The organism is Legionella tunisiensis (genome assembly GCF_000308315.1).
Lineage (GTDB): Bacteria > Pseudomonadota > Gammaproteobacteria > Legionellales > Legionellaceae > Tatlockia > Tatlockia tunisiensis.
Map to the genome: position 1 here is coordinate 1 of NZ_CALJ01000325.1, position 20,065 is coordinate 20,065.

Genomic DNA, 20,065 nt, shown 5'->3' on the forward strand with positions numbered 1-20,065 from the left:
TGGGGGGATTACCGCTGTACTGAAAAAATCGTGCCGAGAAGTATTGCAAATGCTTCCACCCCAGCCATTTGAATGCGTTTCGTTAAGTGCGGCTTTGGTTGAATGGACAAGACAAGCCGGAATTGGTTCTTACTTGGTCGCTGGTTCATTAACCTTTAAAGGGAAGAGTCTGTTTCAATATGATCCTATAGTCGAATATAAAAATTACGTTGAAAATTGGAGCGGTCATTGTTGGGTTATATTCAATGATGCTATAGCTGAAATATCTTTATTCAGAACAACATATTCAGAAAAAGCAACCAGTTGGCTTAGAAATATGATCATAGAAAATTTTGGAGAACAAAAAGGAGCCATAATTGCTACCATTTCCGAAATGGAGGAAATGGGATTTTCCTATACTCCCGAATATATTTTTAATGATCTTAAGCTTAGTGGGGTCTTAAATTATGTTGAACATATTTTATCAAAACAAAATAATATTCCTATTGATACAACTACCAGCCGTATTGTCTGTCCTGTGCCTGGTTTTTCAAATTTGGAAATAGCTGAGGGATAATTTGATTAAATGGATGTTTTAATTTTGAACTGACAATAAAAGGGGTGGCAGGGTTGGGCAATTCCTTTCGCCCAATAACCTCTGGATTTTTGTCTAGTACTGATAACTCTGCAGGCTATCCTCCTCCTGATAAATGTTATCAATCTTCTCCTTATTCTCAATGAGGATAAGCGGTGCTGACAGGGATTTTTGCCGTTGCAGGTCATCAAAGACCAGTTCTTCATTGGCTGAATCCGTGGGCATGCTTTTTATGGAGCCGCCAAGACCACGGAGTGCTTTGGTGGGGCTGCTGACTCCTTTTTCAACCGCCATCAGGGTGTCGCAGATGGCCTGCTCCCGTACGTCCAATACCTCTTCCCGTTGCTCAAGATGCAACTGACGTTTATCAAGCCCTTCCTGAATCCGGTTGAGTTTGATGGCGGTGGGGTGTGCAGACGGACAAAGGGCTGCCTCAGGCACCAGGTCAATGGCGCTTAAATTTTCCTGAAGCTTTAAGGCATAATGCCTGTCAAGGCGTTTAAAGACCAAATACTGTAAAGCGCTGCTTAGCGCCAGAAGACTTAAGCCTCCTGCGGTAAAAAGAAGGGTTGGCGGGTAAAGGCAGCAGAATGCCAGCGTGGCGACCTCCAGGCAGACTCCAGCCAGTTTAACCAGAACCCTTGCCAGTGTGCGCCCCTGCCAGTTGGCAAGGCGGTGTTTCTCGGCAATACCCTGCCAGGTTTCAGTGCCAGGGTTTACGCGGGCTTTTCGCAGCCGTTGGCCGAATGCGAGTGAGCCAAGATGCTTACCCAGTCCTGCAAAGCTGCCTGCAAGAATAAGCCCTGCAGCGACTGGGGTGATAACACCGCCCGCGAGATAAGAGAGCGTTAGACCTGCCATCGCACACCCTGAGGCCAGGGTTGTCAGCAGCAGGGAGGCGATTTTCTGTGACGGGCTTTTTTCTCAGTCCTTAGCGTTGAGCGAAGGGTAAAAAGAAACGCGGCACCCTGAACGGCCACTCCTGCCAGTGGGATGTTTTTAAGCTGCGAGAAAACTCTCACAAGCCCTGCCTGAGCGCTTAAGCCAAACCCTTTTATGGTAGCCGGCAGCGTGCTTAACATACCCTGCTGCCAGGCTGCCGCACCTGCCCCAACACTCAGTACACCCGCTGCGGCAAATGTAAGAGTACCGGCTGGCGGGTTTGTTGTCTGGATGCAGGTTAAAAGCCAGTCCAGTTCATGATGGCCATCGCAGAAAAGCGCGATAAGCAGTTCGTGCAGGCTGGCGCTTTGCTTAAGAAAGCCTGCCTGTGCTTCCTTATCCAGTGCCAGGCTTGCAAGGATGGCACCGATAAAGGGGTCGCCTTTTTTAAGGGGAACGGCCTTCATCAGTGCAACACCTTGAGTGTTTAAGCGCTGCACCAGGTGCTTAAGACGAGCTGCTGTGACCTCAAGGGCGTCACCCTGCACGTAATGCAGGATGATTTCCTTTACGCGATTCTGGTCTAAAGGGGATAATTTTTCATGGGGTTAACTCCTTAAGGTAATTAAAAACGTAGGAAAAGCCTAAGAGCACGGCCTGCTGGGTCGGCATGTGGCGAATGATGGCAGTCTCATGGGCTTCATCGACGGTAAGGGTTGGGTTTTGGCCGAAGAGAATCTGATAGCCTAAATGGGCTGTTGTCTGCTCGTTAATCTGAAAACCAAACCCTGCCATCAGTTCCGGTGCAAAGCCCTTAAGGCTGTTGATGGCGGCCTTATCCACGCTCATCTGGCGATAAGCCACCCCGCCTTTCACCCAGGAGAACAGCGGAAAATCAATCAGGGTTTCGCTTCGAAGACTTAAGAGCACATCGAGCATGGGTTTAAGGGTTGCTTCAACCTCTACCCCGCCCAGGGCGTCGATATCCTCTCTGGCAAAGGCAAGGGAGAGGGTATTGCCGGATTGAAGCCCTGCTTCCAGTGCGGCCTGCCAGTAGGTCTTTGTCGTTAAGACATAACCTAAACTGATACGCCCTGTGGCGACCTGACGTGCCTTGTCAATGGCACCACTGTAAGAGGCCATGCCGATTGCCCCATCAATCACCCAGGGGCGGCAACAGTCAACCTCATCAAAGGCCAGCGCCTTCAACGAGACGCTCAGGAAGGCAAAAAAAGAAGGAGGGATTTTTTAATCATGATAAATACTCTGGTTAAGGTTAAAAACGGCTGATGGGGCGTACATGGGCAGTACTGTCTGCCTTAAGCCCAATACGAAGGGCTCCTGTGGCCATATCAAGCTGGTAGGCACTGGCCACCGACAGTTCGGTCGATGACCAGTAGGTCTCGCCTGTCATGGACAGCGCCCCTGTTGTAACGAGGGTTTGATGCAGGAGCCTTAATTCAAGGGCAGAGGGCAAATACCAGTTGCCGTAGCAGTCTTCTCCTTTCTCAGCACAGGGGCTTAGGCCATCGCCGGCCACCTTAAAGGTCATGGCGGCTAACGCTGCAAACTGACCTTTCTGGTTATCGATGGTTTGAGAGGCGACGATTAGACGGGTATTGGTTTCGCCGGCATCAATGCCGTCAGCCCGCGCATTGGTGGTTTTATTGCCCGCAGCGCCATTACGCCAGGTGAGCCCTTCATCAGAGGCATCCTTTAAGGCGGCAATCAAGCCGTGCTGGCCTGATTCATCGACCTGAAAAACAAGGCCGCCGTGGTAGCGTTCGCCGACCTGATGTTTCACCGGAAGTAATGCGAGTTGCGCCTTAAGGGCTTCGAGCGCGCTTTCAAGTGCTGCAGCCTTTGACGCACTGGCATTGCGAAGGAGGTTCAGATTGCTTTCAAGGGCAATGATTCTGTTTGCATTCTGGGTCGAACGAATTTCGACAAACTCCATTCGCGTCGAGATATCCATCGCTTTTGCACAACCCGCGACTGCCACCAAGAACAAACCAGTCCCAAGTTGATGTTTTAAACGTTTCACGGTTGTTCTCCTTGTTAAAATGCATGCACGGCACGAAGGCGTGCAGGGGTTGCCTTGTCGGCTCTACGACGCTCGCCACTGGCAAAATCAATTAGAAAGGCTTCGGTCGTCGAGGCTTCGGTCGATGACCAGTAAGGCTCTTCGCTGAAATCGCCTAAGGAGGTACTCCGGTATAACTGGTAAATCAGTGATAACTCGTAAGCGGAAGGCAAAAGCCAGTGGCCGTAACAGGGGGCTTCGATTGAACAGGGGCTCACCCCATCGGCAGCAATGCGCCAGGTGGCAGCAGCAAGGGCTGCAAACTCACCCTCCTGATTGTCAGGGGTCTGGGCTGCAATGATTAGGCGGGTGTTGGTGTCTCCTGCATTAAGGCCATCGGCATGAGCATTGGTAATGCGCTCGCCGCTGTCGCCATTGCGCCATTCCAGGGGGCTTTGCGGCAGGTCATGAAGCGACACCACCAGACCATGCCGGCCTGTTTCATCGACATAAAAAACAAGGCCGCCCTGATAAAGCGCACCAGGGCTTACCCTGCCTGACAGAGACGCCTCCTGATAGCCCTGGTTTAACGCGGTTAACTGGGCTTTAAGGCCGGCCTGTGCACTGGCAAGGGTGGTAAGACGTGCCGAGAACTCATTGCGAAGTGCTGCCACCTCGCTTCGGACAAACTCGGTAGAGGCCTGGGCTGCCATGCCTTGAGAACTAAACCCCGCCCCTGCTGCCAGCAGACTTAAGCCAATGGCTTTCTTCATAGCAAACTCCTTCATTTAAAAATCAAGCTCCTGTTCGAGGTGTTTCTTTTTTACGCGTTGGCGTAAGAGTCCTTTTGCAGGGCTTAGGGGTTTAAGGGATGCCTCCGGCGTAAAAAGGGTTAACGCGCCGGCTTGAGCCTTCACCGCGTCAAGTCCCTGCTCACAAAGCAGCTGATTAAAATCCTGCCCTGCCGTGGCCGGTTTTGTGAGCAGCACATTAAAGCCTTTGCGGTGGAGCTCCTCTGCCGCATGGTTTGTCTTTTTGTCGGACTCTTCATTGCCCTTGTCATGGTCGGCAAAGACAATCAGGGTGTTGCGGGAGGCATTAAAGGGCATGGCACTGACATTGGTCATGCTGCCAAGGGCTGCAAAGACGGTGAGGTCTTTAAAGGCAGATGCTACTGAAAGCCCTGTTTCAGCCCCTTCGGCAAGCCCGTAAAGCCCGCTGCTGCCGACCGTTAACACCACCGCCGCCCCTTTAATCAGGCCATAGGAGCGTTTGGGATTGGGGCAGTTTAATTTGTTACCCTCGTTGTCTAAAAAATCGCCTGCACACCCTGCACCGTCCCGTTTAAATTCTTACCGACGAGCAAAAGGGCTGGATGCAGTGTGCCTGAATCAGGCTCCCTTAAGGCCGGCAGAAATCGAATGGAATCGGAGCAGAGGCTCGTATCAATGCCGCGGGTTTTAGCCAGATAAACTTCGCCTAAGCTGCCTTTCAGTGGCAGGGAGGCATTGGCCAGTTCACGGGCATAGCGCAGGCTTTTCTGCCGGCTCTCATCCAGGAGGGGCATGTCGCTTAAATCCACCACGGTTTTAGTAGCGGGTTCGGGTTTAAGGCTTAAAAAATCACCGGCAAAATCAAGGGCGTCCTTAAAATGTAAATCTTTCTCCTGCTGAATCAACTGCAGCAGGTTTCCGCCCCTGCCGGTCTGGTGGTCATACCAGAGCCCCTGTTTGTCCCCCGCTACAGTGACAATCAGCGACCCCTTGTTGCTGCCAAAACGAAGCTGGTTTTTGTCCCGTGCCAGAGGCTCCCCTAAAAGGGTGGTGAGGAGCGTTTCACACTGGGCATTAAGACCTGCCGTCAACGCGCTGATATCCCAGCGGCTGCCCTCTGTCTCAAGGGTTTTTACCGGCGTTCTCACGCTGCTCTTAAGCAGTGCCTCAAGGTCTAAGGCAGGGGCTGTGGCACGAAGGCTTTCCAGTGCAATCAAGGGCGATTGCTTTGTCTCAGTGACGGTCAGAGCAGGCTCATCCTCAAAGGCCAGAACTGCTGACTCAGGCACGGCTGTTCGTTCTTCCTCGGATACGGCGCTTAAGTCCTCGCTGCCGACCTCAACCTCATTGGCTGCGAGATTCTTAACAGGTGGAGCCTCAGGGGAAGGCCATCCCTCATTGGCACTGGCAAGGCCATGAAGCCCTTCTTCGTTGGCGGATTCACTTAATTCGGTGGAAACAATGGCGGCCTGCAGGCGCTTAAAATCCGCGAGCCCCTCGTTAAGGGAGGTTTCGGCTGCTTTCACGGCAACGGGCGTTTGGCGTGCTTTTGCCAGCAGGGCGTCGTGCACGGGCTTCGCCACCTCACTGACCGCCTCTAAGGGGATTCCTGCACTCAAACGGTTAAAATCGGGTGCCACCAGCAGGCGGGCGGCCTTTTTTGCCACCTCACTCGGTACTTTCTCGCCATAAAAACGGCAGGCCGATTCAAATTTCTCATAGAGGGGGTTTAATTCCGGAAAAAGAGCCAGTGCCTCGTCTTTCGGCAGGGCGTTAAAGGCCGCTTCGCGCTGTTCATTTTGAAGGTGGCTGTCAATGGACTCAATGCGAGCGGCCTCTTTCAGCAAATCCGGCGCATACGGCCAAAAGCCCTGCTTAACCCCGTTTTTGCCCAGGAGTTCGCGCATGAAATTAACGCCCTTATACGGGTAGGGCTTTTTCTCTTTTTTAAGGCACTGGGAAAAGCCTGCTGCACGCCGATAAAGGACGTTCGTAGCCGTCTGGCTTCAAGGCTTAATTCTTCGGCATTGGCAAGCGGCATGTCGGCCGCTACATCACGGATGGCACGGGAAAGGCAGTCCTTAACGGCCTTGTCCACAAGGTCTGGAAGCACCCACTGGCCAAAGGCGCGTCTGGCCTGTTTTTTAAGGGTCAGCAGTGGCGTCAGTTCAGGATGTTGGGCAAGTGCTTTTTTCTCATCGTTAAAAAATGCAAGGCTTAAGGTGAGAAATCGTGCATTCACCTCGCGGGAAAGGTCAGGGTTGGCGCGGGCTGCGGCCTTAAAATCCGTTGCAAGCCCCTGGCGTATCGTCTGACATTCTTCACCGAGGATGCGATGGGCTTCCTCCTGCCGGCCTTCGCGCTTAAAAGGGGCAACGGGGCTGCCACGGTCAAGGGCGCGCAAGGCATCGATGGCAGTCGCTTTGGCACGCAGGGCATTGCGGCTGTGGGTACTGACAGGATGGGGAAGGGCGGCCATCAGGTCGGTGTAAAACCCAAGGGCGTCGTCCTCAACGGTAAAGACCGCTTTAAGTTCAGGGTAGGCCGCTTCGGCGGCTTCCCGCGGCGTCGTTAAAAACGCGTCACGCCGTTTTCCGGCGTACCCTCGTCTCATGTTAAGCCGCTCAAAATGGCGGTATTCACGGGTCTTAAGCCCCACGAGTCGGGCAAGACGGGTTTTACGGGACAGGCTCATGCATTATCTCCTTTCTTCTCAAATTCACGGGCAAGGTCATGGATTAACCCAGCGGTTTTATCCTCGGAACGCGCTGTCCTTTCCTGGCGGCCAAGGCGCTCAATCAAAGGGCTTAAGGCCGCAGCGATAGTCTGGCCAATCTCAGTGCCTGGACTCACGGCCTTAGGAGGCAGGGGTTTATCCTCCTTAACAGGCGGGTTTTCTTTTTTAACGTCAATGACGGGAAACTGCGGTGCTATCGTTGGCACTGGCAGGGCTGGCAGGAGTTTTTCCTTAAAGCCTTTGTCACGGTAATAGGTTATTTTTTACAGCGAATCAGGCCATCGCCGGTCATAAGCACCTGCTGGTTCTTAGGCAGGCTTCCGACGTCTGCAGGGCTTAAGAGTGGCCGCTCAATGAGGCTTTCGCTGTACTGGCTGCCTTCACGTGCCGTGGCGTAGCTGCGGTTTTTAATGCGCAGGGTGCGAAAACCACACTCGCGCGATAAAAATTCTTTGTCCGTTGGCGTATTCTGGCGAAAGCCGATTTTTAAGTCGGAGTTTTGAAAAAAATGTCGCTGCCGTCACGTCCGCCATAAAGCGAATAAAACTGGCCTAAATTCTGGATAATCGGCATTAAATGCACGCCATAACCTGCCAAATCGCCAAAGCCGTCTTTGAGTTTATCCATGCGGCCAAAGCGGTTGATTTCATCAAGCAGGCAAAGGACTTTAACCGGCTCATCGGCCTTGGGCAGGTGGGCGAGCATGGTGTTTAAAAAAGCTGGATTAAGAGATTAATCAGGGGCGCTAAACGCAGAATCTGATTGGTGCCAAAGGCAAAATAAAGCGTGGTCGGGGTTTTGCGAAAATCCCTGAAGTCTAAGTCCGAATGATTGGTGGCCGCACAAATGAAGGGGTCTTCCCAGAGGCGAAGCATGGAGGCAAGGGTTGAGCGCACGCCCGATTGCTCTTTAGGGGCTTTCTGCAGAAAATTCTGGATGGCAAGATAGGCGGCATGGTCTAAGGTAATGAGGTTATCGGCCAGAGTGTGTGTTTCAATCGCTTCCGTTAAAAACACCTCCAGGTCGCCGCTTTTTACCAGGGAGGCTAGTTCGCTTAAGGCAAAGCGGCGATTACTCTGCAAGAGCCACAGGAGAAGCCCTAAGGCAAGGGAGCGTGCCTCTTCTGCCCACATTTTGTTTTCATCCCCACTGCCGCTGATTAAGATATCCAGAATCAAATGCAAATCGCCAATGCGCTGAGAGGGATTATCGCGCGAGACATAATCCAGCGGATTGATGCAGTGGGTTTTAAAATCGGGACTGGCCGGTGAAAAACGAAAGACGCGATTGCCGCGGGTTGCGCGATACCCGCTGCTGGCATCAAAAATCTCACCCTTGTTGTCGAGCGCTAACAGCGAGCCCTGCCAGTGAAGCGCATTGGGAATGACCAGCGACACCCCTTTACCGGAGCGAGAGGGTGCGAAGACCAGCAGGTGGTTGGTCAGGGTATAGCGAAGAAGGTTAGCCCCCGCGCGCCCAACCAGCACATTCCCGCGCTCGTTTAAAAAGCCCATTTTTTAATTTCCCGACGCGTTGCAAAATGGGCATTGCCATAAAGGTGGCGGTGCGGGGATTCAAAGACGGGGCTAAGAAGCGTTAGTATCGCAAACCCGCCGGCCAGCAGCGGCAATGCCCAGAGGCAAAGGTTGGTGAGTAAATCCAGTTCGCTGCTGTAAAGGGCAAAGGAGAGGGCAGACCAGGGTCTTACGGATGTCAGAGGGAAGTCCATCAGGGCGTAAAAAAGAAGCGACCAGAGGGTTAAGGCAAGGACTGCCAGCAGAAGAAAGAAGGTAATCTGCCGGCAGGCTTTTAAGGTTTTGGTTCTGGCTGCAGGAGGAAGCCCCTTGTAGAGACAAAAGCCTGCCGCAAGGAAGGCCAGCGTGTGAAGCAATACGTTCATGAAACCCCCTGCAGGTGGATATCCTCAATCACCCGCGCACCATCGGCACGGCGCGCCATCTGCACAATCACCTGTACGGAGGCTGTAATCAGGGCATGAAGCCGCTCAGGCGTTGCCCCTTCTAAGGCACGCGATTCGGCCAGCATGAAGGCAAGCTGGGTTTTTGCCGAATCAATGGAATCGGCGTGCAGTGTGGTTAAACTCCCAGGGTGGCCTGAGAGGCAGGCGCGCAGAAAGGGGTAGGCTTCGGCGGCGCGAAGCTCTGAGACAAACAGCCGGTCGGGGCGAAGTCTTAGGCTGACCTTTAATAAATCAAGCATGGACACGCTGGATGCCAAATCTTCGTCTTCATTGGCAAGCAGGTGTACGCAGTTGGGGTTCTCAGGCTGAACTTCCCGCACGCCCTCAATGGTAATGAGGCGCTCTGATGGAGGGATTTCCCTAAGGCAGGAATTTAAAAAGGTGGTTTTGGCTGTCGAGGTTCCACCGCTGATAAGAATCGTCAGCTTTGATTTCACGGCTGTGCGAATCAGGTCTTTAAACTGTCCTTTCCGGTGCAGCGCGTTTAACGTAACGCCGACCTCCTGCAGCTGCCTTGCGCGGTTTTCGCCTAAACGTCTAAAGGCACCCCTGGCCTCCCAGTCATCAAGGCTTAAGGAGGCCACCGTCGGCTTTCGAATGGCACAGATAACCTGCCCTCTGGCACAGGCCGGCGGCAAGACCATCTGGCAGCGCGCCCCGTCGGGCAGGGTGGCTGAGAGCAGCGGCCTTTTTTCCGACAGCGCCTTGCCATTGGCTTCGGCAAGAAGGCGTGCCAGCATCAGCAGGCGTTTTTCAGTAAGGGAGGGCAGCGCAAGGCATCTGAACTGCCCTTGCGCCTCCAGCCAGACTTCCCCAGGCCGGTTAATGCAAAGCTCGGAGACCTGTGCGTCGTCAAGGAGGGTTGCCAGGGGTTCCAGGTAAGCGTTTAAGGCAAGGCTCATTAAAACGCCTCCGCGGTGGTCAGCACCTGCTCAAAGGAGAGGTCTTTGTTGACCATGATGCTGATTTCTGTCCCCTGCGGCGGGCGAATGGTGTTTTGAATGGCGGCCTGCTGCTGAAATTCCTGACTTGCCGTCTGGCCAAAGGCATTGGAAAGACCTGAGCGGTAGGCAGCAGCCGAGTTGTAGCGGTCTTGCCCATTCACACCTAAGGTGGCCACCGAGACGCTGAAAAACGAACTTAAGAGGGATGAGCCAAAGCGCTGCAGGTAATGGTGGTCAACAGGCCCACTCATGCCGGCACGGCCTAAGGGGTCGCTGCCTGCCGAGTCAAGGCTTACCACAATGCCATTAGGCAACTGTACGCGCGTCCACACCACATAAAGGCTTATCTGCCCCTGCGTCATGCCGCCGGAGCGGTATTCGCCAACCAGCCCCGCCCCGTTGGGAAGGAGTACTAAATCCCCCGCATCGCCATAGACATCTTCGGTGAGGTGGCCGCGAATAAGCCCTGGCAAATCCGAGTCAATGGCCGATTCGGTTACCCCGCGCAGGATTTTACCGCGCCTGATGCGGTAGCGAAGGTCACCAAAGCGGCTCGCTTCCACTTCCTCAATGGGTTTAGCGCTCACGCTTTCCAGATAAGCGGTATTGGGGTTTTCAGGATAACCAGGCCCTTTACTGCCCTCTTTTGCTTTGGTATGCGCAGCGCTCACCCCAATGGGCAGCAGTGCCGGACTTAAGCGCATCCGCTCCTCATTTTTAAGCACTTCTTTCTGCGCCTCAACCCGTGCCAGAAGCTTAAGCCTTGCCAGTTCATCGGAGGGATTCACTTCTTTGGATTTCAAGTAGGCGGTGACATCCTCCTCGGGGCGCGGGGCGGTCTTCGCTGCCGCTTTAGCAGCGGGGCGCGGCATGGGCAGGCGGTTTTCCTCGCTGTCTTTAGCAGGGGCTGCGGTTTCCGTATTGCCTGTCTTTGTGAGTGGTGAGAAGAGGCGGCCAACACCCCATTGTGCCAGCGTGACTACCAGTACAATCACCCCTGCGGCAATAAGCCAGGGGAGCTTTGATGGTGGCGTGCTGTCTTGCAAAACCGGCTCATCACTCATTATTTCCGGCAGGGGTTTTTCATCATGGCTCATGCTTAGCGTCCTCGATGCCAGGCTTTAATCGCCTCTTCGTTAAAAAGGCAGGTGGCGTGCGAGCCTAAGCGAAGGGTGTATTGCGGATAAACCCCTTCCACCACCACATAGCCGCCCTGCAGGCGATAATTAACGATGGATTCGCGTTTTGTTTTTAAATCCACCGCTAAAATGGCAGGAATGGGGGCTCCTTTTTTAAAGCGCAGCAGGGTAAAGCGGCCATTGTCTTTGGCAAGGATGGGTGCTATGAATTTATCGCCCCAGAAGCTGTAATTGGCATTGACTTCATCGGGGTTGCCAAAGTGACTTAGGCGCTCATTCAGCTGCCCCTTGATAGTCAAAGCCGTATACTGAAAGCGCACCCGAAAGGTGGGGCGGGTGGTGTTGGTGGAGGCGGTGAGCAAAAAGGTATAGTTTCGCCCGCGGTTGGTGGTGAAATTAAGGTTGGTGGTGTTGTTATCGACCTTAGGCTTTATCACCAGAAAGTTAGCATACTGCGGTGAGGCAATTTCCCAGCCCGCCCCTTTGCCAATGCCTGGGTTGTCGGTGATATATTCCCCTTTCTCAAGCTCCACGGTGGTGGCATAGCCAAAGGTGGTGTTAATGTGCACCACATTGTCCTCGTCGTAGGCGACGATTTTAATGCGGTTGTCGGTAAATAAGCCTTTCGGTGTCTGGCTTGCCAGCAAGGCCGTTGAGGTGCTTAAGCTTAAAAAAGCCAAGAGCAGGATAACAGGGCTATTCATAAAAACTCCAAAAAATATCAGGCAATGACCGGTTGTTTATCGTAAAAGGTGACCGTAAACCCTAAGGGATTCATGTCCCATTCGCTTAAAGGGCGTTGACGATGGCTCAGTTCCCACTTAAGTGTCACCCGCCAGGCGCGGGTTTCTTCCTCATGATTGGTTTCGCTGTTGATGGTGTGGGTTGAGAAGCGCACATCGAGCAGGTTGTCTTTGGCAAGCTTTGCAATGGAGTGAATGGTCACCGTGCGATAACGCTGCTGGCCTAAGGTCTTAATCGGGCTTTGCGGGTTTAGTTCGGGACGAATCGCTTGATTGACCTGTGCCTTGACCGCTTGCGCGCTCATGGCAAGAACGGTCTGGTAGGGGTCGTTTAGGTTTGAGAAATGATAAGCCTCACGGTCGCTGATGTAGCGGGTCACAAAATGGCGCACCATCGCCCAGTTGGCGACCTTGGTCTCTTCATTAAAGCGTATCGGGGTGGTGACCTCGCCGGTTCGCTTATCCATCAGCGCTAAAAAAGGCTGGACGCGCTCACGCGTGACAAGGACGGTTAAGCCTAAAAGGCTTAGGCTTAAGAGTGTGAAAAGCCCAAGGCTTAAAGTGCGATAGAGGCTTCGCTCTTTGGTAAGGCGCTCCACCCAGTCCTCACGCCAGCTGCTCGCGGTTTCGTGGTAGAAGGTTGGGTTGTTATCCGGTGAAACATCAGTAGTCATGGTTAGAGTCCTTAGTAGCCTGAACGGGCACGTCTAGCGCGCGCCGCATCCATTGTCTCGGCACGCGCCTGAGCACGTTCCTGAATACCCTGATAAAGGGCCTGTTGTCGTTTGGCAAAACTTTCTTTGGCAGCACCCACGCCTTTGGCAAGACCACCGCCGACGTTGCTGCCTAACTGTCTGGCATGACCTGTTATACGTCCCGCACTGGCAATGGCTAGGGAGGCGGTTAGTGAGGCGGCCTTCTCGGGAATGGTTTTAAAGAGAAAGGCACTTAAAAGGCCTGTAAAAAGGTAGGTCAGAACCCCTGCGAAATCAGGCGTTTTCGCTGATGCGCCATTAAAGCCTGTATTAAGACAGCCCTTGGCAAGCGTTGAGGTCAGCAAAAGAACCGAGCCCACAAAAACAGGAACCAGCGCATGGTTAAGGCAGGTTTTTACCCAGCTTTCTGACAGTCCCTTCGTGCCATTGAAGAGCATCATCAGCAGAAAATAAGGGGCAAGGGCTAACATCACCGCGAGATAAAATTTGGAAATGACCAGCAGGGAGAGGGCTAGCATCGTAAATAAAAAGGTAGCAATCACTAACAGCGCTGCCGCTAAAATGGTGCAGAGTGCGCCTCGAAGGGAAAAGGGCATGCCTTTCAACAGACCAAAAGCCTGCGAAAGACCGCTGGTGAAGATGTCGTTTAAGCCGCCATCGCCAGCCCCTTCCTTGCCCGCTAAGAGTAACTGTAAAATATGCAGTGGTTCATTGGTGGCGACATTGAAAATGAGCTTGTAAAACACCGCCCAGTTGGTGCTGATTAAAAACACGAGGCAGACTTTGATTAAGTGACTGACAGTCTCTGTCACCGGCAACTGCTGATGCTGCATCTGATAAAAAAGATGCAGCACATAAAGCGTCAGAATCGAGGTTAAAAGCCCACTCGTAGCAAGATTATGAGCAATGGCGTTAAACCCTGACTGAATGAAATTTGCCGTTAAGTTATCGACGATACGAAGAATATCGCTGATAAAAGTCGCCGGTGCCAGATGAAAGTCCACGCCCTACCCCTTATTCCAGCTGTTGACCGGCGTGCGGTTTATGCAGGCTTCAGGGTCGCAGGGCGCTTTAAGCTCAGGCCTATGACTTGCACAGCCGACAAGCAAGCAATGAATAAGCAGGAGAAAGTGCAGGCTTTTTTCATCGTTAATCTCTCCAGGTAAAAAATTCGCGTAACTGCTCGTCTTCTTTGGCCTGCTGCACCTTTTCCTCATGCGCCTTTAAGAGGGGGTAGGCTGCAAGGGTTAGCGCAAGACCACTTAAGGCAATGACAAGCACGGTCAGTACCGCGGTTTTCGATGGTTTTTTCATGGAGTCTCCTTTGTGTTGTTGGTTAAGGCCATTTAAAAAACTGATTTACCCAGGCGGCATCAGACACCTCCTGCTGGCTTCTAAGGCTGTCCATCTGCTGGCTGACGGCACCCGCTTTAAGCTGGTAGGCGACAAGCTTTGCTTCCTCAATCTGAATGCGGGCAATTAAATCAAGGGTGGCCTTTTGATTCGGGCTTTTTTCAATCTCCTTTTGCAAGGACTCAAGCATCGTTAATTCCTCATCAATGCGGTTGTAGGTTAAGGTGCTGCCGGCACGCGACGCTAACGTCGTTTTAGCGAGCAGGGTGTAGAGTTTGGCCTGCTCGGAATTGGGGTTGGCATAAAGTTCTGAGGCGGGCTTTAAAGGAAAATCCTTGCTTAATTCCTGAGCCAGGCGGCTTAATGCATCCTGCCCGCCACCCTCGGTACTTTGCAGTAATGAGGCGAAATCCTTACCGCTGTGCTGCCAGCTGCCAAGGGATTGGTTCTCATGCAGCGACCCATAGCCATAATGCCCCTGCATGAGTTTTTGGCTCTCTTCAAGGATGCGTTTTTGATTGTCCAGTGCTTGAAGTTGACCTCGTAATTTATCCTCCACTTTTTTAATGTTGCTGAGCTGGTCTTTCGCGATTTTCAGCATTTCAATGTCCTGCACGTTGAGTAAATCAGCGTGAACGGGCAGACTTGCGAGTAGCAGGCCCATCATTCCGGCGCGGGGGTTAGTCATCGGTATTGCTCCCAAAGGCGTTCAAAATCGGGTTTTAAGCGGGAAAAATCATTGCCGTAATCGCGAGAAAGTATCAGGCTTAAGCGCTCATAAGCAGGCAGCCAGTCCGAAGGCTTATCCCCTGTTTGTTTGCGAATCGCATCTAAAAGGTAAGCGCGGGCAAGGTTTGAAGATAAAATACGAAGGTCAGCATCCATGCCGCTTAGATTAAGGCGGGCAATGACGCTTTTTCCTCCCTGCTTTAACAGGAAAAAGTAGCCGCCCATCGAAGGCAGCACCTCTTTGATAATCTCAAATTCGCGCTCACTTAAATTAAACTGGCGGTAATCCGCCCAGCGTGCCTCACTATGGGCAAAGTAAACCTGGGTACGTGCTTCCCGCGCAATGGCACTTCCCGCGGCACTTTTGGCCAGCTCTTCGGGGTTTTGCGTATCCATCACCAGCGCCATGTTGTTTTTACGCGGTGTGCGGCTCCAGTCTTCCAGCTGCTCCTGAAAGAAAGGGTCTTTTAACGCTTTCCAGCCCTCAGGGATAAGCACCAGCGTGGGTGAGGAATCCAGGCACTCGCCTAAGCGGTGAAAAAGATACATCAAGACGGCTGTACTGACCTCGGCAAAGGCGGGACGCAAGAGCTTACCGATGTCGTGTCCCGTCAACTGGGTGGAGACGGTAAAGGCATCGTGGGCGTTGTCAAACACCCAGGCATATTGGCCATCCGAGTGAAAGCGGTTAAAACGCTCTCGAAGACTCCCTGGCTCACTCACTCCAAAAAAAGGGGCGAGATGGCGGTATTGGCGAAGTGCGGGTTCCAGGTCATAAATACCAGTCACGGCTTCCTCAATGCATTTGCTCTCCTGTGAGGATAAGACCCCATTCACACTTAACAGCTGCTTTAAGAGTAACTGGTTAAACACCCGGTTTTCAGGGGTGTCGGGCAGGCTAAGGGGCGCCATGCCGGAGGGCTCGCCTGGCTTAATGACGTGGTAGCTCCCCTCTAAGGCGCGCACCAGCACTTCCATGCTGCGGTCTTTGTCAAAGACAAAGCGCCAGCCGCCAAATTTCATGCTAAACGCCAAAAGGGCAGACAGCATTAAGGTTTTGCCACCTCCCATCGGACCGATAAAAATCGCATTGCCCACTTCCCCGACATGGAGGCTAAAGTAGTACGGGGTGCCGGCAGCCGTTTCCAATACGGTGAAGGCCTCGCCCCAATGATTGCCCGAAGCCTTTCCCTCAGGCATGCCATGCAGGCTTGCAAAGCCTGCCACATTTAAACTGCTGATGAGTGATTGACGAATCCGATAGGCCTGATTGCCTGGCAGTTGCGCCCAGAAGGCAAGTTCCACATTCGCTTCTTCACGCACCGTGATTAAGCCTGCCTCCTGATTTAAGCGACTTTCCAAATCATGGATAGCTTCATGAAGGCTTTTCATGTCGTCTGCCACAACACAAAGGCTTAAGTGGTGCTCGCCATAAGCGGCCTGCCCTGCTTTCACTTCTTCCACGGCGAGCAGGAGTGCATCGGCTAAGCGAACTGAATCATCAGTCTGTGCCATTTTGCGCTGCTGCTTAGTCAGTTCGCGAATGGCCTGCGGTTTGGCTTTGAATAAAAAACTCTGGCAGACAATCAGTTCACAGGGTGCTTTTAGCAGGGTATCGAGCAGGCAGGCATGGGTTTCTTCAGGATACTCTTTTAAGGAGAGCATGGCGGCAAAACGTGCCTCCCCATCAGCGCCCTGCACCTGAATGAGTCCTCGGCGGCGGGCAAAATGCGCCGTGGTGCGTGGAAGTGCCTCATTTAAGGCGCCTAAGGGCTTTCGCACCGGCCTTTGCTCAAGATTCACCAGTTCCGATAAAAAGGAAAGGAGTTCTGAATTGGCGGAACTCGTACTCACCTGTCCCAGGCGGCGGCAGTGGCATTCTTTATAAAGACTGATAAAGCGTGCACTGGCCTCGTTTAGGGTATGAAGACGAGCCAGCATACCGGCGGCTGCGGGATTTTTTTACGAAAGGGAGGCGCTTTAAGCATCAGCACCACATAGAGTCGGTTTTGAAAACGGGCCTGATGCGCGAGTGCTGCCTGATATCGGGCATTAAATGCACGGGAATAGCCTTCGGGGTAGTTCCCGTGGGTCAGTACCTCAGCAGGGCGCTTAATGAGATAAAAACTCACCGCAAGGTCCGCTTTAGCCATCTGGTATAAAAAGCGATTGCGAAGTGCTTTGGCTTCATCAATCACCGATTCATCAAGCGTATCAGCGCCCATGCCCTCCAAAGTCAGCACCTGAATCAAATCACCACGTTTCGTCATTACCGTGTGCTCATCGTGAAGATGCGTCCAGGGCAGGTGGTGGCTGACCGGATTTTCTTCTGCCTTTCTTCGCACTAGCGCAGCGGTTAAGGGGCTGTAGGAATGAGTACCAGTAAACGGGGTGGCTTTGCAAAGCCCTGCATTGGCTAAGAGAAGGGCTAAGGCTTTTTCTTCCTGCAGAGAGATTATCATCATGACAAGATGTGAAAGACCCATGCACCCCAGCGCAATCACAAGGCTTAGTCCCTTTGCGCTGATGAGATAAAAGACAATCCCCAGCAGCACAAAAAGCGCGATGTTATACAGGGCAAACTGAAAGGGTACCCCGCCAATTTGCGTGCTTCGCGTCATCGCTCTGGCGAGTAAGTCTTTTTGCAGAAAGCGGCTTGCCAGTCCCATCCTAAAAACTTCCCATCGCTGTTCGAAGGGCTGAGATAATCGCAGGGACTGCGACAATTAAGGCGGTAATAATGATAGGCTTTGCCACCTCCCGCCATTCCTTCTGCCCCTGGTTGACCTGCCATAAGCTGTAGATGATTTGCAGGCCTAAGACCGTGAGAGCAATACTGATTAAGGTTTTGGTGACCCAGTTAGTCGCCCCACTTAAGGCCGATAATTCCTCGGCAAAGGCCTCGTGAGAGAGCAAGAGAAGCGGCAGGCTTAACAGTGCGGTTAAGCGATAATTTTTTAGGCGATGCTTCATGTGGGTTGCAGTGGGTTTAGCCATGGTGACTCCTTGTAGTGAAAAAAGTGATAAGGTTATTCCTGCACGCGCGCTAAAATCGCCACCTGCGCTTTTAAATCACGCACCTCTTCAATAAACGGCGTGGCTTCGGCGGCAAGGCTGCGACACCAAGGGCGGCTTGTGCTAATGGCCTGCAATTCACTCTTGCCGTAGCCTAAATCGGTCAAGGCAATAGCAAAGCGCTGATAATGAATTTTCATCGCCGCCGTTTTTAAATAAGTCGCTGCAATCGCAATATCCCCCTGACAGGGAACGTCAGGATGCTGCTGTTGCAGCGCAGTTAATCTATCCGCCACATGAAGGCAGGCCGCTTCAATAGCAGGGCGTTCGGGAAAGGCTGCGACCGCCCCTGCCGTTAAAAGACTGGTGATAAGAAGGCCACCGGTCAGTACGCGTTTTTGTGTGTGAATTAATTTCATGACTCAATTCCCTTTTAAAAATTAAAGTTTGGGCGCATTGGCGGCGTGAAAAAGACGCCCTTCTTTGCTGCCATAAAGCCGGTGCGGTGGCGTGCTGCTGAAAAGCGCCTGCCTGTCCGCATGAACGGCAATCACGACTTCATTACCCTCAATCGCTCGAATCTCAATCGCAAGGTGAGCTGATAAACGAATCACCTCCCCTGGCTTTCTTGTCATAATTAACATGCCCTGCTCCTTCCCTCTTTAATGATGAACAACCGCTAAAACCATCAATCCCAATCCTGCAAAAAAACTATGCAGGCATAAAATCGTTACCATCATCGGGTCAATCAGTCCCCGTCCCTCTTTTTTGTGCGTTGTGAACATCCTGTGTCTTCCTTATTACCTGATTAAAAACCTATTTCTTTAACAACTGCTTTAACTGCGCAAGGTGGGTTTGGGCTACTGCCTTATTAGGCGATGGTCTGGGGCGTTTAACTCTGTCCTTAACCTCAGGAATGGCATGCCCCTGCCGTACAAGGTCGGTAACCTGCTCATACACCCGCTTAAACAGCGCGTAAGCCACCTGCTCCTGCTCTATTGCCAGAAAATTCTCCGGCAGCCGGCGGGCAATGAAACTGACTACCGCGTGGCTGTAGTAGCCTGCGTTTGATTCCCAGAAATTCTTAATTTCACGGTACGCATCATGTACCTTTGGCAGATTAAGCTCCTCGTAGTAAGCAAGGCACAGGGCTTTAAACTGCAGGCAGTTCGGTGGAAACTCACAAAACTTGTCGCCTGCGCTTAAATCCCTTAAACGTTCCATACCGCTCTCCAATGCTTTAGGAGTTAACCCCTTAAGCGCTGTAAACCAGACCCCATGTTTGTCATGGCTGCCGTTTTTAGAGGTAAACAGCAACCCGTAAATCAGGGTTAATTCCTGCCAGACCCAGGCAATGTCCTCAGCCGTTAACGACGAGGAAGGCCTGCCTTTCGGCTGCAAGCCGTTCTGAGGGCGAACGGGGGTTGGGGAAGGCGGCTGCCACTGCTGCCACGGCCTCGTCATAACTTCGGTGTTTGGTAACTGCATGAGCACGACTCCCTGAATAGCCCTGTGATGAAATCATTTGTTGTTTTTGTTGTGTCTGTTGCTGACCTTTGGCAAGCCAGCTTAGGTAAACGGCGTTGTAATCTTTGTACCGGCTCCCAATCGCCTGGTTGTAGGCGATAAAGGCTTCAATTTCCTCCACATCTGAGGCAGTGCTGTAACCCTGCGCCAGTGCACACGCAATGGCCTCAGCAGATGGCCTGAAATCAGCCTTAATGGCAGTCCTTGACAGCCAGCGAAGGTAGACGGGGTTGTAATCGGCAAAATGGCTGCCAATACTCTGGTTGTAGCGGATGAAGGCCTGAATGTCCTCAAGGTCGCCGACATCGCTGTATCCAAGGGCTAACGCTTTGGCAATGGTTTCAGGGGCGGGAACAAAGTCAGCAGCAATTGGCTTTAAGCGAGCCTGAAACTGGTTGTGGTTGTTGTTAGTTGTTATTTTATTATTATTCTTTACAGGGGGTTGAATTCCCTGTGGTGAGGTCAGATCGCCGAACTTACCCGCTGCTGACGGCGTGCTTATTTCGCTCTTCTCGCAAGGGCCTGACTGCGTTTTGTTAAGATTCCCCTCCCCTGCTTCGACCGTGGCTTCTTTATTCTGGGCGTCAAAATCAGCAAAGAGCTGACGAATAAAAGGAAGCTCAATGACAATACGCTGCTTCTCAACCGAAAAATAAACTCATCCGGCTTAAACTTCTCGATCGTGCGAAATGCACAACGGATGGTATCTGACGTAATCTTCTGCCGCTTTCTTCCTGGAGCGGGTGCCACATAGAGATCACGCTGCATCTGCTCCATGGTGATGTTGGTTATGCGCCCTGTCTTAAAATCGCAGTGCTTAAACAGGCTATGCATCAAAAGCCGGCAGAAATGAGGCAGCTCGAAGAGGTGTTCATCAAGCTGGTGTAATGCTTTGTTGAAAAAGGTTAGTTGCTCCATAAAGAAACGCC

At 52.4% G+C, this 20,065-nt stretch carries 28 protein-coding genes and 1 pseudogene; 1 reads left to right on the top strand and 28 read right to left on the bottom strand.

Annotated features, from left to right (window positions below):
• On the top strand, positions 1-556 hold a 556-nt coding region (locus BN58_RS19770; protein WP_019218319.1), incomplete at its 5' end, for a hypothetical protein.
• A gap of 93 nt (positions 557-649) precedes the next feature.
• On the opposite strand, the gene BN58_RS19775 is transcribed toward BN58_RS19770, so the two are convergent.
• The 28 genes and pseudogenes from BN58_RS19775 to BN58_RS19915 all read right to left on the bottom strand — a co-directional run bounded on the left by BN58_RS19775 (position 650) and on the right by BN58_RS19915 (position 20,054).
• Entirely contained in the window at positions 650-1,435 is a 786-nt protein-coding gene (locus BN58_RS19775) for a hypothetical protein (protein WP_019218320.1), read from the bottom strand.
• 23 nt (positions 1,436-1,458) lie between these two features.
• Positions 1,459-1,923 (bottom strand): hypothetical protein, encoded by a 465-nt coding sequence (locus BN58_RS19780; RefSeq protein ID WP_156812658.1) that lies wholly within the window; start codon positions 1,921-1,923, stop codon positions 1,459-1,461.
• Positions 1,924-2,056: 133 nt separating this feature from the next.
• Positions 2,057-2,665, bottom strand: coding sequence for a hypothetical protein (locus tag BN58_RS19785; RefSeq protein WP_019218322.1), 609 nt, complete (start codon positions 2,663-2,665; stop codon positions 2,057-2,059).
• A gap of 67 nt (positions 2,666-2,732) precedes the next feature.
• Positions 2,733-3,500 carry a DUF1566 domain-containing protein gene (locus BN58_RS19790; protein WP_019218323.1) on the bottom strand — a complete coding sequence of 256 codons (768 nt, stop codon included), beginning with the start codon at positions 3,498-3,500 and terminating at the stop codon, positions 2,733-2,735.
• Positions 3,501-3,514: 14 nt separating this feature from the next.
• Positions 3,515-4,252 (bottom strand): DUF1566 domain-containing protein, encoded by a 738-nt coding sequence (locus BN58_RS19795; RefSeq protein ID WP_026069631.1) that lies wholly within the window; start codon positions 4,250-4,252, stop codon positions 3,515-3,517.
• Between the two features lie 15 nt (positions 4,253-4,267).
• Entirely contained in the window at positions 4,268-4,720 is a 453-nt protein-coding gene (locus BN58_RS19800; protein ID WP_019218325.1) for a toprim domain-containing protein, read from the bottom strand.
• Between the two features lie 68 nt (positions 4,721-4,788).
• The gene (locus BN58_RS19805; RefSeq protein WP_156812659.1) at positions 4,789-6,159 is read right to left on the bottom strand and encodes a DUF7146 domain-containing protein; all 1,371 of its coding nucleotides are present in this window, start codon (positions 6,157-6,159) and stop codon (positions 4,789-4,791) included.
• Positions 6,093-6,947 (bottom strand): hypothetical protein, encoded by an 855-nt coding sequence (locus tag BN58_RS19810; protein WP_019218327.1) that lies wholly within the window; start codon positions 6,945-6,947, stop codon positions 6,093-6,095. The genes BN58_RS19805 and BN58_RS19810 overlap by 67 nt, the downstream gene beginning before the upstream one ends.
• Positions 6,944-7,195, bottom strand: coding sequence for a hypothetical protein (locus BN58_RS19815; protein ID WP_019218328.1), 252 nt, complete (start codon positions 7,193-7,195; stop codon positions 6,944-6,946). Before BN58_RS19815 ends, BN58_RS19810 begins: the two co-directional genes overlap by 4 nt.
• Before the next feature lie 85 nt (positions 7,196-7,280).
• A pseudogene (locus tag BN58_RS38160) lies at positions 7,281-7,694 on the bottom strand (type IV secretory system conjugative DNA transfer family protein); the annotation flags it as partial.
• A gap of 5 nt (positions 7,695-7,699) precedes the next feature.
• Positions 7,700-8,503 carry a type IV secretory system conjugative DNA transfer family protein gene (locus tag BN58_RS19825; protein ID WP_019218330.1) on the bottom strand — a complete coding sequence of 268 codons (804 nt, stop codon included), beginning with the start codon at positions 8,501-8,503 and terminating at the stop codon, positions 7,700-7,702.
• A complete protein-coding gene (locus BN58_RS19830; protein WP_019218331.1) occupies positions 8,491-8,889 on the bottom strand; it encodes a hypothetical protein in 399 nt (132 codons plus the stop codon). Before BN58_RS19830 ends, BN58_RS19825 begins: the two co-directional genes overlap by 13 nt.
• The gene (gene virB11, locus BN58_RS19835) at positions 8,886-9,872 is read right to left on the bottom strand and encodes a P-type DNA transfer ATPase VirB11 (RefSeq protein ID WP_019218332.1); all 987 of its coding nucleotides are present in this window, start codon (positions 9,870-9,872) and stop codon (positions 8,886-8,888) included. The genes BN58_RS19830 and virB11 overlap by 4 nt, the downstream gene beginning before the upstream one ends.
• Entirely contained in the window at positions 9,872-11,011 is a 1,140-nt protein-coding gene (locus tag BN58_RS29340) for a TrbI/VirB10 family protein (RefSeq protein WP_019218333.1), read from the bottom strand. The genes virB11 and BN58_RS29340 overlap by 1 nt, the downstream gene beginning before the upstream one ends.
• 2 nt (positions 11,012-11,013) lie before the next feature.
• Positions 11,014-11,757, bottom strand: coding sequence for a TrbG/VirB9 family P-type conjugative transfer protein (locus BN58_RS19845; RefSeq protein WP_019218334.1), 744 nt, complete (start codon positions 11,755-11,757; stop codon positions 11,014-11,016).
• A gap of 17 nt (positions 11,758-11,774) precedes the next feature.
• Positions 11,775-12,470 (bottom strand): type IV secretion system protein, encoded by a 696-nt coding sequence (locus tag BN58_RS19850; RefSeq protein WP_019218335.1) that lies wholly within the window; start codon positions 12,468-12,470, stop codon positions 11,775-11,777.
• 11 nt (positions 12,471-12,481) lie between these two features.
• The gene (locus BN58_RS19855) at positions 12,482-13,516 is read right to left on the bottom strand and encodes a type IV secretion system protein (protein ID WP_019218336.1); all 1,035 of its coding nucleotides are present in this window, start codon (positions 13,514-13,516) and stop codon (positions 12,482-12,484) included.
• Between the two features lie 145 nt (positions 13,517-13,661).
• The gene (locus tag BN58_RS31340; protein WP_019218338.1) at positions 13,662-13,826 is read right to left on the bottom strand and encodes a hypothetical protein; all 165 of its coding nucleotides are present in this window, start codon (positions 13,824-13,826) and stop codon (positions 13,662-13,664) included.
• Positions 13,827-13,848: 22 nt separating this feature from the next.
• Positions 13,849-14,553 carry a type IV secretion system protein gene (locus tag BN58_RS19870; protein ID WP_019218339.1) on the bottom strand — a complete coding sequence of 235 codons (705 nt, stop codon included), beginning with the start codon at positions 14,551-14,553 and terminating at the stop codon, positions 13,849-13,851.
• Entirely contained in the window at positions 14,550-16,535 is a 1,986-nt protein-coding gene (locus BN58_RS27630) for a VirB4 family type IV secretion/conjugal transfer ATPase (RefSeq protein ID WP_019218340.1), read from the bottom strand. Before BN58_RS27630 ends, BN58_RS19870 begins: the two co-directional genes overlap by 4 nt.
• Positions 16,511-17,263, bottom strand: coding sequence for a VirB3 family type IV secretion system protein (locus tag BN58_RS19880; RefSeq protein ID WP_026069632.1), 753 nt, complete (start codon positions 17,261-17,263; stop codon positions 16,511-16,513). The genes BN58_RS27630 and BN58_RS19880 overlap by 25 nt, the downstream gene beginning before the upstream one ends.
• Before the next feature lies 1 nt (position 17,264).
• Positions 17,265-17,591 carry a hypothetical protein gene (locus BN58_RS19885; protein ID WP_019218341.1) on the bottom strand — a complete coding sequence of 109 codons (327 nt, stop codon included), beginning with the start codon at positions 17,589-17,591 and terminating at the stop codon, positions 17,265-17,267.
• A gap of 32 nt (positions 17,592-17,623) precedes the next feature.
• Positions 17,624-18,028 (bottom strand): hypothetical protein, encoded by a 405-nt coding sequence (locus tag BN58_RS19890; protein ID WP_019218342.1) that lies wholly within the window; start codon positions 18,026-18,028, stop codon positions 17,624-17,626.
• 21 nt (positions 18,029-18,049) lie between these two features.
• The gene (locus tag BN58_RS19895; protein ID WP_019218343.1) at positions 18,050-18,253 is read right to left on the bottom strand and encodes a carbon storage regulator; all 204 of its coding nucleotides are present in this window, start codon (positions 18,251-18,253) and stop codon (positions 18,050-18,052) included.
• Positions 18,254-18,271: 18 nt separating this feature from the next.
• Positions 18,272-18,394, bottom strand: coding sequence for a hypothetical protein (locus tag BN58_RS36665; protein ID WP_019218344.1), 123 nt, complete (start codon positions 18,392-18,394; stop codon positions 18,272-18,274).
• Positions 18,395-18,425: 31 nt separating this feature from the next.
• Positions 18,426-19,010, bottom strand: a complete 585-nt coding sequence (locus tag BN58_RS19905) for a hypothetical protein (RefSeq protein WP_232220874.1) — start codon at positions 19,008-19,010, stop codon at positions 18,426-18,428.
• Positions 18,970-19,257, bottom strand: coding sequence for a hypothetical protein (locus BN58_RS32095; RefSeq protein WP_019218346.1), 288 nt, complete (start codon positions 19,255-19,257; stop codon positions 18,970-18,972). The genes BN58_RS19905 and BN58_RS32095 overlap by 41 nt, the downstream gene beginning before the upstream one ends.
• A 377-nt stretch (positions 19,258-19,634) precedes the next feature.
• The gene (locus BN58_RS19915; RefSeq protein ID WP_019218347.1) at positions 19,635-20,054 is read right to left on the bottom strand and encodes a hypothetical protein; all 420 of its coding nucleotides are present in this window, start codon (positions 20,052-20,054) and stop codon (positions 19,635-19,637) included.
• Positions 20,055-20,065: the final 11 nt, after the last annotated feature.

Bases quoted from the DNA above. Each gene is read 5' to 3' on its own strand.
- BN58_RS19775 (WP_019218320.1), bottom strand. From the start codon at position 1,435: ATGGCAGGTCTAACGCTCTCTTATCTCGCGGGCGGTGTTATCACCCCA.
- BN58_RS19780 (WP_156812658.1), bottom strand. From the start codon at position 1,923: ATGAAGGCCGTTCCCCTTAAAAAAGGCGACCCCTTTATCGGTGCCATC.
- BN58_RS19795 (WP_026069631.1), bottom strand. From the start codon at position 4,252: ATGAAGAAAGCCATTGGCTTAAGTCTGCTGGCAGCAGGGGCGGGGTTT.
- BN58_RS19805 (WP_156812659.1), bottom strand. From the start codon at position 6,159: ATGCGCGAACTCCTGGGCAAAAACGGGGTTAAGCAGGGCTTTTGGCCG.
- BN58_RS19810 (WP_019218327.1), bottom strand. From the start codon at position 6,947: ATGAGCCTGTCCCGTAAAACCCGTCTTGCCCGACTCGTGGGGCTTAAG.
- BN58_RS19825 (WP_019218330.1), bottom strand. From the start codon at position 8,503: ATGGGCTTTTTAAACGAGCGCGGGAATGTGCTGGTTGGGCGCGCGGGG.
- BN58_RS19830 (WP_019218331.1), bottom strand. From the start codon at position 8,889: ATGAACGTATTGCTTCACACGCTGGCCTTCCTTGCGGCAGGCTTTTGT.
- virB11 (WP_019218332.1), bottom strand. From the start codon at position 9,872: ATGAGCCTTGCCTTAAACGCTTACCTGGAACCCCTGGCAACCCTCCTT.
- BN58_RS29340 (WP_019218333.1), bottom strand. From the start codon at position 11,011: ATGAGCCATGATGAAAAACCCCTGCCGGAAATAATGAGTGATGAGCCG.
- BN58_RS19845 (WP_019218334.1), bottom strand. From the start codon at position 11,757: ATGAATAGCCCTGTTATCCTGCTCTTGGCTTTTTTAAGCTTAAGCACC.
- BN58_RS19850 (WP_019218335.1), bottom strand. From the start codon at position 12,470: ATGACTACTGATGTTTCACCGGATAACAACCCAACCTTCTACCACGAA.
- BN58_RS31340 (WP_019218338.1), bottom strand. From the start codon at position 13,826: ATGAAAAAACCATCGAAAACCGCGGTACTGACCGTGCTTGTCATTGCC.
- BN58_RS19870 (WP_019218339.1), bottom strand. From the start codon at position 14,553: ATGACTAACCCCCGCGCCGGAATGATGGGCCTGCTACTCGCAAGTCTG.
- BN58_RS27630 (WP_019218340.1), bottom strand. From the start codon at position 16,535: ATGCTGGCTCGTCTTCATACCCTAAACGAGGCCAGTGCACGCTTTATC.
- BN58_RS19880 (WP_026069632.1), bottom strand. From the start codon at position 17,263: ATGGGACTGGCAAGCCGCTTTCTGCAAAAAGACTTACTCGCCAGAGCG.
- BN58_RS19885 (WP_019218341.1), bottom strand. From the start codon at position 17,591: ATGGCTAAACCCACTGCAACCCACATGAAGCATCGCCTAAAAAATTAT.
- BN58_RS19890 (WP_019218342.1), bottom strand. From the start codon at position 18,028: ATGAAATTAATTCACACACAAAAACGCGTACTGACCGGTGGCCTTCTT.
- BN58_RS19895 (WP_019218343.1), bottom strand. From the start codon at position 18,253: ATGTTAATTATGACAAGAAAGCCAGGGGAGGTGATTCGTTTATCAGCT.
- BN58_RS36665 (WP_019218344.1), bottom strand. From the start codon at position 18,394: ATGTTCACAACGCACAAAAAAGAGGGACGGGGACTGATTGACCCGATG.
- BN58_RS19915 (WP_019218347.1), bottom strand. From the start codon at position 20,054: ATGGAGCAACTAACCTTTTTCAACAAAGCATTACACCAGCTTGATGAA.